Genomic DNA, 12482 nt, shown 5'->3' with positions numbered 1-12482 from the left:
CACGCCCTGTGAGGCAATGGCCTCAAGGTTCGCCTCCATGGCGCCGCGGTCGCCGCTCACATCACGCAGCACGATGCGGAATCGGTTGCCCAGCAGGTCACCGGGGCGCAGCTTCTTCACATGCCGGCTCTGGCTCAGCACCTTGAATTCCGGATGCTGAAGGAGGGTCAAGTCGGGCGTCTCGCCCTTCGGCAGATGGATGCTGAACCACTGGCGGGTGATGGCGTAGCGGTCCTTGAGGCCGGCGTAGCCCACGTCCCAGTCCTGCACGCCAGCGGCCTCGGCCAGCTGCTGGGCGACGAAGGTGGTGTTGGCTCCGTTCTTTTCGATATCCAGCCAGATGTGTTCGCCCTCGCCAGAGGGGAGCTGCAGCGGCAGTTCGGTCACGGTGAAATCCTCGTTGAAGAATTTCAAGGTGGCGGTGGCGCCGCTGAGCGGATAAGCGTTGGGCCACTGGGGCAGGGTCGTGTATTGAGTGTCGGTCATGAGGAGTCTGACGGCACCAGCTGTAAGGGACAGGCTGTTCAGCCGACCGGAGCCGTCCAGGTCGTGATTCTCTCCTCGGCCCCTGTCGAGCGGCTTGTTCGAATGTTGGCGTGCCTGGGCTGGACGGGGACGTTTTCCAGTCCGTCAGATCCTTGCTGGGTGAGCGCGCGAAACGACCTATCTGGGGCGGCACGTTGGACGGTCTTCGAGCCGGGTCAAGACTCGCTCATCGTCGATGGCGTGCTGCTGCTCGTGCGGTGCGGCTACTTCAGCGCCGTCGTGATGCGCAGCATGCGCGCAACCAGCTCGGCCTGGCTGTGCACGCCGGCCTTCTGAAACACGGTCTTGAGGCAGACCTTCGCCGTGCCGTAGGCGATGCCGAGTTCCGCCGCAGCCTGGCGCAGGCCGCGGCCGCCGGCCAGGGACTGCGCCAGACGTGCCTCGGCCAGCGTGAATCCGTAGCAACGACGCAGCTCGTCGCACGAGGCACGTGGATCGGTCTCGCCGCCGATCACCATCAGCAGGACCAGGCGCCGCGCAGGAAGGTAGCGCCCGAGGGTGCCGGCAACCGGGGTGGCATGCAGCACCTGCGCCGGCTGGCCGGGCGGCGTCAGCAACACGGAAGCTGGTGCCGTCGCTGCATTCACATCGGCGCTCAGCGCCCCTTCGATGCAGGCCCCGAGTCGGGGCTGCGCCTCGTACCAAACGGCTCGAAGGGCGCCCTGGTGCACCTCGAGCCCCCGGCGGACGCGCAGCAGCGCGTCCATCTCGCGGTTCGCGTAGACCAGGCGTTGCTCCGCGTCGACCAGCGCCACTGCGCGCGGCAGCGCATCGAGCGCACGGATGCCCACCTGATCGTTCTCGGCGCGTTCGAGACGCACGCCTGTCTGCAGCGAGCGCGTCATCAGCCGGCTCAGACGCTCGAAATCTGCGACTTCGCCCTCGTCGAACGTCGGCCGGTCGGGCTCACGCAAAAGCGTGATGTTGGCGACGAGGCCTGATTCGGCGAGCAACGTGCAGCCGATCGTGTAGCGAAAGCCCTGTGGCCGCATCCAGTCGTTGTAATACGAAGAGCGGTAGAGCGCGCCATCTTCGCCGAGCAGGCGGTCGAGGCGCTCGTTGGTCCGAACAATGCCCGGGCGATGCAGGCGACCCGTCATGCGGATCCAGGGGTTGTCGCTGGCGAAATAGAGGGAGTCGAAGGTCTCGACCCAGCGCGGCGCCACGCCGACGAGCCGCACCGGTCGCACCCGGCGGGGCTCGAGGTGCAGGAAGTAGAAGGTCTGCGCCGCCGACGGAAAGCGCTCGCTCATCAGCTCCATCACATCGTGCCAGGCATCGGGTTCGAGCGCGGCGCGCGAGACGGCGTCACTCAACTCCTCGCTCAGCCGGTGTGACATTTCCGCTCCAGGGTGCCCCGGTCGCGGGAATCTATCAGATTCCTCCCATTCGGGAGGTGCGCTGCGGCGCACCGATCCCTAGCCTCGCAGACATGCGGGCTTCAGCCCGTGCTTCCCGTTGCATGGAGTCCCTTCGATGCGCCATGTCCTGCCTTCGATCCGATCCTTTGCCGCCGGGCTGTTGGCGGCCCTCACCCTGCCCGTGGCGATGGGCGCCGGCGACCCATGTGCTGGCGTGGCGAACTGCCGAAACCTCGGGCCGTTCACGGCCGCCGTCGTCAAGGTGAACGTCACGCGGCAAGACAACGTCACCGCCTACCAGGGAGTGCGCACGACGGTGCGTTTCACCAACGTCAGCGACCGCCCACTCATCCTGGGCTATCGCGACCGTTCGAGCGCGGTTTCCGACAACCAGGGACTCGCCTACCGGTGGTCGGCCAAGGCCTACGGAATTGGCGTCGTCGCCCGTGGCAGCGCTGATCCGCAGTTCCAGCTCGCTCCGGGCGAATCTCGCGAGGCCTCGTTCGACGGCGTCCTGCAGTACAGCATGCGGCGCCAGGTCGCCGGCAACGTGTTCTCGCACGACATCACGATCGTCGAACTCGGTCTCGTCGGCGCCCAGCAGGTGCGCGAGTTGCGCGACCACGCCGTGGGATTCACCGGGCTGACTGGGACCTCGGGATTTGCCGCCGGTCCGCGCGATGCGACGGTGGCGCTCTCTCCGCCGCCGCCGACCACAGCCGGCGACATCGGCAGCTGCGCCGGTGCAGCACCGGGCTCGTGCCAGGCGGCGGGGCCGCTCATCGCCCAGGCCGTGCGCGTCAACGTCACGCAGTCCGGCAACGTCACGGCTTACCAGACGGTGCGCGTCACGGTGCGCTTCACGAATGCCGGCGCGGAGCCGCTGATCCTCGGCTGGCGCAAGGGCAGCAGCGCCGTCAGCGACGAAACGGGTCAAGCGTACCGGTGGGCCTCCAAGGTGGCCGGCATCGGGGTCGTCGATGGCGCCTCCGCGGATCCGCAGTTCCGCCTCGCGCCGGGCGAATCGCGCGAGGCCACGTTCGAATCAACGCTGCAGTACAGCGTCCGCCGTAGCCACCCAGGCCGGGTGTTCTCGCAGGACATGACGGTCGTGCAGCTCGGCCTTGTCGGCCCGACGCAGGTGCGCTCCGTGCACGACTACGCGCTGAGCTTCTCGAACCTGTCGAGCGGCATGGCGACGCCTGGCGGCGTTGCCGCGCCCGATGTCGCGCAGACGATCAACAAGGTCGTCGACGTCCTCAAGGCATTCAAGAAGTAGCGGCAAGGGCCGCGTTTTGATCCGGATCAGGAGGCATTCATGACTGGATGGGCAAGCCCCTCGGCCTTTGCTCTGAGCATCGGCCTCGCAGCCGCGCTCGCGGGATGCGGAAAGTCGGAGCCGGTCGCGCCGCCGCTGGCCGCAGCCAAGCCGGCCACCGGCAAGTCGCCGTCTTCCGCAGGCACCGAACAGAGCGCGTCGGCAGAGGAAGTCGCGCGCCAGGCGCGCGCCGACGTGGCCTGCCCGGCGAAGATCGTGTCGCCGCCCCGCGCCGAGAACGCTGCCGTCGACGACGTCGTCGGCGTGCGTCCCGGGCTCACCTACGAGGAGGCGATGAACGCGGTGCTGTGCAGCAATCCACTGCTGGTGGCCGGCCCCGCGACCGGCCGTGGTTTCAACCTCAAGGCGCCGACCGCCGCAACGCTGCGCCAGGGCTTCGTTGCCCGGATCGCGGAGCCGCGCGTCGTCAAGTCCAGCAAGCAGATCCTGCAGGACATGCAGCGCGACACGATCGCGCGCGGCAGCAATGCGGTGCGGGAAGACCTGAAGCCCGGGCAGATGAAGTGGTATGCGGCAACGATGGGCCTGCAGGGGCAGGAAAGGGTCGTCAGCGTGGCGCGCGAGGAGCGCTTCGCCGCCGATCAGACGCCGACCATCGACAGCTTGACCTCAGCTCTGCTGAAGAAATACGGCAGGCCGACGCAGGACCAAAAGGCCTCAAGCGGCCGACTGCCGCTGCTGCGCTGGGCCTACGACCCTTTCGGCCGGCTCATCACAGAGACTTCGCCGCTCTACGGTCGCTGCATGGGCAGTTCGGATCCGGACGCTGGCGTCACGCTGTCGCCCGACTGCGGCATCGTCGTCCAGGCGATGCTCTTCCCGCAGAGGGCGAACCCCGGACTGGTCGACCGGATGCAGGTCGGGGTGGTCGATCAGGCCGGCGGTTATCGCGCGATCACGAGCACCGAGCAGGCGCTCAGCCAGATCGACCTGCAGCGGCGCACGCAGGAGGTCGAGAAGGCCAGCAAGAACTCGAAGGCGCCGACGCTGTGAGCAGGCTGGCTTCGCCAACGGCGAGGCAGCGCGGATCTGGCGCGTGCCGGCGACGCAGGCTCAGGCGGTGTGCCACCAGACAGTGGGTCGCGACTTCAGCCTCGAAGCGGTGTTGAAGATCGTCGATGTGCAACCCGGATCTGGCGGCAGCACGATCGTGACCGGCGTGGAGTCGTACACGCTGCGCGCCTTGGACGGCAGTACGCTGGCCCGGCTGCCCTGATCTGCTTGCCGGGGAGCACGCCATGTATGTCGCTGCCTTTCGCAGATGCCTTTAGCAGAGGCCTCTCGGAGGCCCTTGCGGCTGCTGTTCTCGCGTCGCTTGCCGCCTGTGGCCACGGCCTGCTGGGACCCTACGGCAAGAAGGAGGAGGGAGGCCTGTAGTTCCACGCCAACGGCCGGGTCGAGCCCGGCATTGTCGGCCCGGTCCATCAAGCAACCTACGTCGTCGAGAACGGAAGAATGAAGGTCGCCCACGGCAGCCAGGCAACGATGGTGCTGCGCCTCGACGACGAGGACTGCCGCGACGGTCGCTTGCCGATGGACAAGCTCTGCAAGCAGTGAAGCCTGCGTCGTCGTTGGCGGTGGCCGGCCGCCCGCGACGCTTGCGGGCGCAGCCCGAGCCGCAGTACACCTGGGTTTACCCGGCATCACTTCGGTCAGTCGGCGACTGGCGCGCGACACTGCGCGCCTTCCTTCCATTCCGCTCTTCCTTTCATGAAGCGATTGCCCCTTCCCCGTGCTGTCGTCCTCTGCCTCGGCCTGGCCTTTGGCGGCCATGCCCTGGGCGCCGAGCCGCTGCCCACTGTCTGGAACCTGAACCCTCTTTACGCCAGCGACGCCGATTGGGAGTCGGCCCGCAAGGCCCTGCTGGCCGACCTCCCCAAGCTTGCCGCGTTGAAGGGCACGCTGGGCACGAGTGCCAAGAGTCTGCGCGCCGGGCTGGACGCCGTCAGCGCTGCCAACCGGCGCTACGAGCGCTTGCGTGTTTACGCCAGCATGAAGCAGTCCACCGACAACCGGGACGCCGCCAACCAGGAGCGCAGCAATCTGGCCGGCCAACTGGACGGTGAGTACCACAGCACCATCGCGTGGCTGGAGCCCGAGATCCAGTCGCTGGGTGAGGCCAAGGTGGCCGCCTTCCTGAGGGCCGAGCCAGGGTTGAATAAGCACGCCGAGCACCTGCGCAACAGCCTGCGCCAGGCCAGGCACACCTTGAGTGCTCAAAGCGAGGCCGTGATTGCCGCGCTGTCGCCGGTGCGCAGTGCCACCGGCGACGCCCGCACACTGCTGTTCAACGCGAACACTCGGTGGCCCGAACTGACGGTGGACGGCAAGACCGAGAGGGTGGACGACACCAAGTACGGCTTGCTTCGCCAGCACCCGGACCGCGCGGTCCGCAAGCAGGTGTTCGACGCCTTCTTCGGCGCCATTGGTCAGTATGAGGACACCTACGGCGTGACGCTGGGCAATGTGGTGCAGGACGACACCGTCATGGCCAAGCTGCGCCGCTACCCCAGCGCGGTGGCAATGAGCCTCGGCGGAGAGGAGATTCCCGAGTCCGTCTACCGCACGCTGGTGGCCGAGGTGCACAAGGGCCTGCCCACGCTGCACCGCTACTTCAAGCTGCGCCAGAAGATGCTCGGTCTACCGGACCTGCACTACTACGACATCTACCCGGCCCTGGTCACGCAGAAGAAGCACTACAGCCTGGACGATGCCGCCGCGTTGACGCTGGCGGCCACACAGCCGCTGGGCGAGGACTACCTGTCCCTGCTGAAGACCACATTCAAAGCCAACACCATGCATGCGCTGCCGGCCCCCGGCAAGAGCGGGGGGGCCTACCAGGACGGCGTCTACGACGCGCCACCTTTCGTGTTCCTGAACCACCAGGGCGAGTTCGACTCGGTCAGCACCTTTGCCCACGAGTGGGGCCATGCCATGCACACAGCCATGGCCAACCGCGCCCAGCCCTACGAGACGGCGAACTACTCCTTGTTCGTTGCCGAGGTGGCCTCCACCGCCAACGAGGTGCTGCTGAGCCACTACATGCGTGGTCAGGCTGGAAGCAAGGAGGAGAAGCTCTACCAGCTCGGCTATGCGCTGGAGCGGCTGCGCGGCACCTTCTTCCGCCAGGCCATGTTCGGCGAGTTCGAGCTCAACACGCACGACGCCGCGGCGAAGGGCGAGGCGCTGAACGGCAAGCGCTTCACCGAGATCTACTGCAAGCTGCTGAAGGAATATCACGGCGATGCCACGGGCGTCATGAAGATCGACCCGCTGTATTGCCAGGAGTGGGCCTTCATCCCGCACTTCTACCGGCCGTTTTACGTCTACCAGTACGCGACCTCCATCACGGCCGCGCTGCATTTCGCCGAGGAGATCCTGGAGGGCAAGCCCGGTGCCCGTGACAACTACCTGAAGCTGCTTGCCAGCGGCGGTTCGGTGCCGCCCTACCAGGCCCTGAAGAAGGCTGGCCTGGATATGGCGACCCCGGCGCCCTACCAGGCCGTGATCAAGCGCATGGACAGCATCATGGACGAGATGGAAGCGCTGATCGCCGCCCAGTGAGGCCACCGGGGCGCCCCTTGGGGCGCTCACTCAGGCAGCCCTTCGTCCAGGCGTCGACGGGCGCCGCCGGGACGAATTCAGGCTTCACGGGAGGCGCAAGCGCCGGACGCGGGACAGCCTGGCTGACGAGCCGCGTGATGCGTATGCTGCAAGCGTTTTCCGCCTGGGCAGCCAGCAGTCTCCGGATTGCGCAGGCCAACTGCGAGAACCCGAGGGATCTCATGTCCAGACGCCTGAGCCTGCTGCTGAGCCTTGCTTGCCTGCTGTCCGCCTGTGGCGGTGGCGGGAGCTCGAGCGATGGGACGCCTTGGGTGACGCAGACACCGGCTTCGGCGCCCGGTCCTGCCTATGTGTATGCGGGCACGGTGGAGCGCGACAAGTCCATCGCGTCCCGGATCACCGGCATCACCTATCCGTATCACGTCTACCTGCCGGAGGGCTATGCGACCTCCGACAAGCGCTACCCCGTGATCTACGCGACCGACGGGCAGTGGACCTTCCCGGCCTTCTCGCAGTTGCTGGACAAGCGCCGCAAGCCCATGATCCTCGTGAACATCGAGCAGGGCGGGCCGGACCGTCGGGCCGTCGACTACACGGTGAATGGCGCGCCCGCCTACGGCCGTTTCCTGCGGGAGGAGCTGGTGCCGCTGATCGAATCCGCCTACCGCACGACCGGCGTGCGCAGCTTCAGTGGCACCTCCTATGGCGGGCTGCTGGGCGCGCTGATGCTGAGCACCGAGGACGTGAAGGCACCGTTCTTCACGAACTACCTGCTATTCGATGGATCCTTCTGGGCCATGACGGCCAGGAACATCCAGGATGAGGAGGCCCGCTTCTCGGCCAGCCGCCGTCTGCCCGTGCGCCTCATCCTGAGCAGTGCCAACGCGCCGGGCAATGTGCGCGACGTGATCCTCTACGAGGCCCGCTACAGAGGCCGGGCCTATGAGGGGCTGATCATCGATCGCAAGGACTTCAACGTCGCCCACAACGACGTGGGCGACCCGTCGTTCGACTGGGCCATCGACTTGATCGACTAGCGTGCGGGTTTGAACGCGCTCACCTTGCCCAGCGCGTTCACGATGACCAGTTCATTCTGAATCCACACCGGCGATGCGATGAAGGCGCCCAGGCGCTTGACGTGCTCGATCGCCGACACCATCTCGTCGGGCCGCGAGCCGTACAGGCGCGCGTGGTCGAACTTCCCTTGCGCATCGATCAGGCCGCGCGCGTTGGCCAGGCGCTCGGGCGTCATGAAGCGCCAAAGCGGGTCGCCGCTGGCGGCATCGATCTGGTGGACCTGTCCGTCCATCGTCGCGATGATGATGCTGCCGCCGACGAGGAGGGGGGACGCGAACGTCCACACGCGCGTCGGGAAGTCGTAGAGCTTGCGGCCACTGCGCTTGTCGAGCACGGCCAGCACGCCGCCGTCGGAGGTGGGCACGAAGACATGGCCGGCACTGATCGCCGCGGTGCCGGGGACCCAGGAGCCTTTCGCATCGTGGCGCCAGCGCATTTGGCCTGTGGCCACGTCGAGCGCATAGAAGAAGCCGTCCCGCGAGCCGGCATACACCGTGTCGCCGTCCACGCTGGCCGCGGCCTGGATGCCCAGCATGATGCTGTCCTTGTGGTCGGCGCCCGTTTGGTAGCGCCAGGCCAGGGCACCGGTCGCGAGATCCAGGGCATAGAGCGCGCTGTCCCAGGCGCCGACGATGACGCGCGAGCCAGCCTGGACGGGCGCGGCGTGCACCATGCCACCGGTCTTGTAGGCCCAGGCCATGGCGCCCGTCTTGGCGTCCAGAGCGTAGACATGCTCGTCGCTGCTGCCGAACACGACCTTGCCGTCGACCACCAGCGGCGAGGACAGAAAGAAGTCCCAAGGGTCGGTGCGCTTGTGCCCGTCGCGTGGTAGGCCGAACATGCCGTGGGCCGCAAAGCGGGCTTCACCGCCGGTCCGGAAGCTCCAGCGCGGCGCACCGCTGGCGGCGTCCAGGGCATGCAGCTGGCCGTCGCGGGACAGGAAGTAGATGAGACCATCGGCCACCGCGGGCGTCGAGGCGATGCCGGCGTCAGCGTGGAAGAGCCAGCGCAACCGGCGCGAGGTGAGGTCGATGGCATGGAGGTTGCCATCCTCGGCTCCAACGTACAGCAGTCCGCCGGCAGCCACGGGGGAGGCTGTTACAGGCGCGTGCAGTTCGTACTCCCAGGCCAGTTGGAAGGCGCGGGGCGTCTGGCTGGTGCCGGCTGCTGCGCCGCTGCGGGCGGCGTCGCCCATGAACGTGGGCCAGTCCGCCGCATGGCTCGCGGCGGCGCTCAACGCCAGACCCAGCAGCGCAGTGAACGCGAGACGTCGCATCGCTTCTCCCTGTTGAAGTGGGCGCAACGATAGCGAAGACTGCGGGGCCGTGTAGGAAGTTTGCGCCGCAGCGGCCTGCGTGCCCGGGGCGGCGAGCGGATTCAGCTCATCGCGAGACGATCAGGCGCAGGCCCAGCCCGATGAACACCGTGCCGGCCAGCCTGTCCAGCCAGGGGCCGACGGCGGGCCGGCGGTTCAGCCAGGCGCCGACGCTGCCGGAGAACCATCCCAGCAGCCCGAACAGCAGTGCCGCCTGCGCCGTGAACAGCAGGCCCAGCAGCCCCAGCTGCGCGGCCACCGAGCCTTGTGCCGCGACGACGAACTGCGGCAGGAAGGCCAGGAAGAACAGCACCACCTTGGGATTGATGGCGTTGGCGATCAGACCCTTCACGAACAGCTGCCGCAGCGAGGCGTCGCCGCCCACCGAGCCGCTCACCGAAGCCCGGCCCGCATGCCGCCAGGCCTGCACCCCCATCCAGACGAGGTAGGCGCCGCCCAGGCCCTTGAGCAGCCCGAAGGCCAGGGGCGACGCCGCCACCAGCGCACTGACGCCCACCACGGCCAGCAGCGTGTGGCTGAGGCAGCCCAACGCGCAGCCGAACCCAAAGGCCATGCCCGCGCGCCGGCCGCGCGAAATGCCCATGCTCAGCACCATCAGGTTGTCCGGCCCGGGCGTGGCGGTCAACACCAGGGCTGCGGCGAGGAAGGCGAAGATCTGGGGCGCGGTCAGCATGGGCGGATGCTAAGGCGCCGCGACTCAAGGCCTCAGAGCAGCTTGCCGACGTTGAACAGCGTCAACACGCCGAGCACCGCGAAGATCGCTGCTGCCACGCCGTGCACCAGACGCATCGACACCCGCTTGGCGATGCGGTCGCCGAGGAAGACCGCCGGAACGTTGGCGAGCATCATGCCCAGCGTGGTGCCCAACACGACCTGCACCAGGTCTGCGTAGCGTGCAGCCAAGGCCACCGTGGCGATCTGCGTCTTGTCACCCATCTCGGCAAGGAAGAAGGCCACAACGGTGGTGCCGAAGACGCCAAAGCGTTGTGACAGGCGGGAGTCGTCCTCGTCGAGCTTGTCGGGGATGAGCATCCAGCCGGCCATGGCGAGGAAGGACAGGCCGATGACCCAGCGCAGCACGTCGGGACCCATCGCCTGGGCCACCCAGCCTCCGACGGCGCCGGCAGCGGCATGGTTCACCAGCGTGGCGACGAAGATACCGGCAATGATGGGCCAGGGCCTGCGGAAGGCGGCCGCGAGCACGATGGCCAGCAACTGGGTCTTGTCGCCCATTTCACCAAGGGCGACGACACCAGTAGAGACGAGGAAGGCTTCCATGCGAGAGTCCAACGGGCCGGTGAAAAACCAATGACCGCACAGCATCCCCGGCCCAATCCGGAGGCTGCGAGGTCAAAGGTCTTGCCAGGCGTTGAAGCTGCACGCGCCATGGCCGTGAGACCAAGTGTGTTGACGCGAGCCCCTGCATTGCGCAGGGCGGCTACTCCCCAATGACGAGGCAGCAGTTTAACCGAGCGGCGCGATGCCGCTGCGCCTTCAGTCGCGGAACTTCGGTGCCGTGCCCTTGCCGGCCATCATGGCTTGGGTGAGGTCTTCGCTCATCAGCATCGCCGAGTTCCAGGTGGCGATGTAGTTGAGGCCGTCGGCCACGGAATGATCGCGCGCGTAGTTCAGCTGCTCCTTGGTGCCGCGGATGGACAGCGGCGATTTGGAGGCGATCGCCGCTGCAATCTCGCGCACCCCGGCCTGCAGCGCCTCGCGGTCGCCGAACACGCGGTTGACGAGGCCCAGGGCCTGCGCCTCGGTGGCGTCCACGGTCCGGCCGGTGTAAGCCAGCTCCCGCACCAGGCCTTGCGAGCCGACGATCTTGGGCAGGCGCTGCAGGGTGCCCACGTCGGCCACCATGCCGATGTCGATTTCCTTGATGGAGAAGTAGGCGTCGGCGCTGCAGTAGCGCATATCGGCGCAGCAGATCAGGTCGATGCCGCCTCCCACGCAAGCACCGTGGATGGCAGCGAGGACGGGCTTGCGGCAGCGTTCCAGGCTGGTGAGCGTGTCCTGCATGTCCAGGATGACGCGGCGCAGGCTCTCGCGCGTGCGGCCGTCGCAGGGGTCCTGGATCTGCGGGGCCAGACCCATCATCATCGAGAGGTCGATGCCGGCGGTGAAGTGCCGGCCTTCGCCTTCCAGCACGGCCACGCGGACCTCTTTCTGAGCATCCACCCAGTCGAAGGCATGGCGGATGTCCTGCCACATCGTCGCATTCATCGCATTGGCCTTGTCCGGCCGGTTGAGGCGCACGGTGGCGATGTGATCCTGGATGGAGAGTGTGAGGGTTTCGAGTTGCATGGTCAGTGGGGGGCAGAGTGCCCGCGCAGCCATTGCGCGAGCGAAGGTTCGTCGATGTCGCCAGCGGCGACGGAGAACATGGTGAGCGTGGCGCTGGCGTCGTCGGCCGAGCGCTTGTTGCCGTCGATGAAAGGGTGGTCCCTGGCGATGCCGAATGCGCACGCGGCGAGTTCGAGGGCATCAGTCTCCCCGTTCCGCGCCAGGTGCTGTGGACGGGCGAAGTCGGCGTCGAGCAGACCTTTGTCGCGCGTGCCCGCGCTGCCGCCGTGTTCGGCCGGTTGCTCGAGGTGGACGGCCTGCAGCGCGTCGGCGTTCAGCCAGCGCCACGGGCGCGGTGGTGGAGGCGGAGGCGGGGGCGTCATCGGGCCAGCTCGCGCAACACGGCGCGACGCTGCTTCGGGAGGTCGTGGGCGGCGCGCATCTGCGCTTCGAACTCCGCGCTGCAGGGACTCAGCAGCACGCCGTACACGGCCTCGCAAGGGTAGAGCACATCACCCTTCTCCACCTTCAGCCGCGCCAGCACCTCCTTGGGCAGGATCAACCCCACCGAGTTGCCGATCTGGGTCAGTTTGAGCGTGCTCACCGCGGATCTCGAGGGTTATAACGTTGGCAATACTAGCGGGGGCGCCATGTCTCCTCAATTCCTGGCCGGATACTTCGCTCCATGATTCACGTCACCAAACGCATTGCCGGCGGCGCCGGCCTCGCCACCGTGCTCGTCAAACGCGCACCCACGCTCGTACTTGACTGGGACATCCGCAGCAAGAGTCGCTTCTGCGCCACCGATTCCACGGGTCGTGAGGTCGGGGTTGTGCTGCCGCGGGGCACGCTGCTGCGCGGCGGTGACGTGCTGGTGGCCGAGGACGGCACGCTGCTGCGCGTCATTGCTGCGGCCCAGCCGGTGATGCAGGTGCGCTTCTGCGCCGAGCATGGCCAGCCCTTCGACCTGCTG

Annotated in this window: 13 protein-coding genes, 1 pseudogene and 1 riboswitch; of the genes and pseudogenes, 6 read left to right on the top strand and 8 right to left on the bottom strand. The window is 67.4% G+C overall.

Annotated elements, in window-relative coordinates; genetic code table 11:
- Together truD and VGF12_RS23965 are read right to left on the bottom strand one after the other, a co-directional pair.
- A partial coding sequence (truD, locus tag VGF12_RS23970; RefSeq protein ID WP_331178560.1) for a tRNA pseudouridine(13) synthase TruD occupies positions 1 to 486 on the bottom strand: 486 nt, incomplete at its 3' end.
- Between the two features lie 263 nt (positions 487 to 749).
- Positions 750 to 1958 (bottom strand): hypothetical protein, encoded by a 1209-nt coding sequence (locus VGF12_RS23965; protein ID WP_331178559.1) that lies wholly within the window; start codon positions 1956 to 1958, stop codon positions 750 to 752.
- Positions 1959 to 2022: 64 nt separating this feature from the next.
- Here VGF12_RS23965 and VGF12_RS23960 point away from each other — a divergent pair, with 64 nt between their 5' ends.
- The 5 genes from VGF12_RS23960 (at position 2023) to VGF12_RS23940 (ending at position 7847) form a co-directional block, all read left to right on the top strand.
- Positions 2023 to 3186, top strand: coding sequence for a hypothetical protein (locus VGF12_RS23960; RefSeq protein ID WP_331178558.1), 1164 nt, complete (start codon positions 2023 to 2025; stop codon positions 3184 to 3186).
- A 39-nt stretch (positions 3187 to 3225) separates the two neighbouring features.
- Positions 3226 to 4239 (top strand): hypothetical protein, encoded by a 1014-nt coding sequence (locus VGF12_RS23955; protein ID WP_331178557.1) that lies wholly within the window; start codon positions 3226 to 3228, stop codon positions 4237 to 4239.
- A gap of 43 nt (positions 4240 to 4282) precedes the next feature.
- The gene (locus tag VGF12_RS23950) at positions 4283 to 4462 is read left to right on the top strand and encodes a hypothetical protein (protein ID WP_331178556.1); all 180 of its coding nucleotides are present in this window, start codon (positions 4283 to 4285) and stop codon (positions 4460 to 4462) included.
- Between the two features lie 494 nt (positions 4463 to 4956).
- Positions 4957 to 6810 (top strand): oligoendopeptidase F, encoded by a 1854-nt coding sequence (gene pepF, locus VGF12_RS23945; RefSeq protein WP_331178555.1) that lies wholly within the window; start codon positions 4957 to 4959, stop codon positions 6808 to 6810.
- A gap of 221 nt (positions 6811 to 7031) precedes the next feature.
- Positions 7032 to 7847, top strand: a complete 816-nt coding sequence (locus VGF12_RS23940; protein WP_331178554.1) for an alpha/beta hydrolase — start codon at positions 7032 to 7034, stop codon at positions 7845 to 7847.
- On the opposite strand, the gene VGF12_RS23935 is transcribed toward VGF12_RS23940, so the two are convergent.
- The 6 genes from VGF12_RS23935 to VGF12_RS23910 all read right to left on the bottom strand — a co-directional run bounded on the left by VGF12_RS23935 (position 7844) and on the right by VGF12_RS23910 (position 12113).
- The gene (locus VGF12_RS23935; protein WP_331178553.1) at positions 7844 to 9163 is read right to left on the bottom strand and encodes a PQQ-binding-like beta-propeller repeat protein; all 1320 of its coding nucleotides are present in this window, start codon (positions 9161 to 9163) and stop codon (positions 7844 to 7846) included. The genes VGF12_RS23940 and VGF12_RS23935 overlap by 4 nt on opposite strands.
- A gap of 106 nt (positions 9164 to 9269) precedes the next feature.
- On the bottom strand, positions 9270 to 9896 hold the full coding sequence (locus VGF12_RS23930; RefSeq protein WP_331178552.1) for a LysE family translocator: 627 nt from the start codon (positions 9894 to 9896) through the stop codon (positions 9270 to 9272).
- A gap of 32 nt (positions 9897 to 9928) precedes the next feature.
- Positions 9929 to 10501, bottom strand: coding sequence for a TMEM165/GDT1 family protein (locus tag VGF12_RS23925; RefSeq protein WP_331178551.1), 573 nt, complete (start codon positions 10499 to 10501; stop codon positions 9929 to 9931).
- 6 nt (positions 10502 to 10507) lie between these two features.
- Positions 10508 to 10682: riboswitch (yybP-ykoY riboswitch) on the bottom strand.
- A gap of 35 nt (positions 10683 to 10717) precedes the next feature.
- Positions 10718 to 11530 (bottom strand): crotonase/enoyl-CoA hydratase family protein, encoded by an 813-nt coding sequence (locus tag VGF12_RS23920; protein WP_331178550.1) that lies wholly within the window; start codon positions 11528 to 11530, stop codon positions 10718 to 10720.
- Between the two features lie 2 nt (positions 11531 to 11532).
- Positions 11533 to 11892, bottom strand: a complete 360-nt coding sequence (locus VGF12_RS23915) for a type II toxin-antitoxin system death-on-curing family toxin (protein ID WP_331178549.1) — start codon at positions 11890 to 11892, stop codon at positions 11533 to 11535.
- Positions 11889 to 12113: an AbrB/MazE/SpoVT family DNA-binding domain-containing protein gene (locus VGF12_RS23910; protein ID WP_331178548.1), complete on the bottom strand. Its 225-nt coding sequence runs from the start codon at positions 12111 to 12113 to the stop codon at positions 11889 to 11891. The genes VGF12_RS23915 and VGF12_RS23910 overlap by 4 nt, the downstream gene beginning before the upstream one ends.
- Positions 12114 to 12194: 81 nt before the next feature.
- Between VGF12_RS23910 and VGF12_RS23905 the strand changes: the two are divergent.
- Positions 12195 to 12482: pseudogene (locus VGF12_RS23905) on the top strand (urease accessory protein UreE); the annotation flags it as partial.

The organism is Roseateles sp. (assembly GCF_036404855.1).
Taxonomy (GTDB): domain Bacteria; phylum Pseudomonadota; class Gammaproteobacteria; order Burkholderiales; family Burkholderiaceae_C; genus Pelomonas.
Note: the sequence above shows the minus strand (reverse complement) of the source record. Positions and strands in the feature narration are given on the sequence as shown.

Bases quoted from the DNA above. Each gene is read 5' to 3' on its own strand.
- VGF12_RS23960 (WP_331178558.1), top strand. From the start codon at position 2,023: ATGCGCCATGTCCTGCCTTCGATCCGATCCTTTGCCGCCGGGCTGTTG.
- VGF12_RS23940 (WP_331178554.1), top strand. From the start codon at position 7,032: ATGTCCAGACGCCTGAGCCTGCTGCTGAGCCTTGCTTGCCTGCTGTCC.
- pepF (WP_331178555.1), top strand. From the start codon at position 4,957: ATGAAGCGATTGCCCCTTCCCCGTGCTGTCGTCCTCTGCCTCGGCCTG.
- VGF12_RS23925 (WP_331178551.1), bottom strand. From the start codon at position 10,501: ATGGAAGCCTTCCTCGTCTCTACTGGTGTCGTCGCCCTTGGTGAAATG.
- VGF12_RS23915 (WP_331178549.1), bottom strand. From the start codon at position 11,892: ATGACGCCCCCGCCTCCGCCTCCACCACCGCGCCCGTGGCGCTGGCTG.
- VGF12_RS23930 (WP_331178552.1), bottom strand. From the start codon at position 9,896: ATGCTGACCGCGCCCCAGATCTTCGCCTTCCTCGCCGCAGCCCTGGTG.
- VGF12_RS23955 (WP_331178557.1), top strand. From the start codon at position 3,226: ATGACTGGATGGGCAAGCCCCTCGGCCTTTGCTCTGAGCATCGGCCTC.
- VGF12_RS23920 (WP_331178550.1), bottom strand. From the start codon at position 11,530: ATGCAACTCGAAACCCTCACACTCTCCATCCAGGATCACATCGCCACC.
- VGF12_RS23935 (WP_331178553.1), bottom strand. From the start codon at position 9,163: ATGCGACGTCTCGCGTTCACTGCGCTGCTGGGTCTGGCGTTGAGCGCC.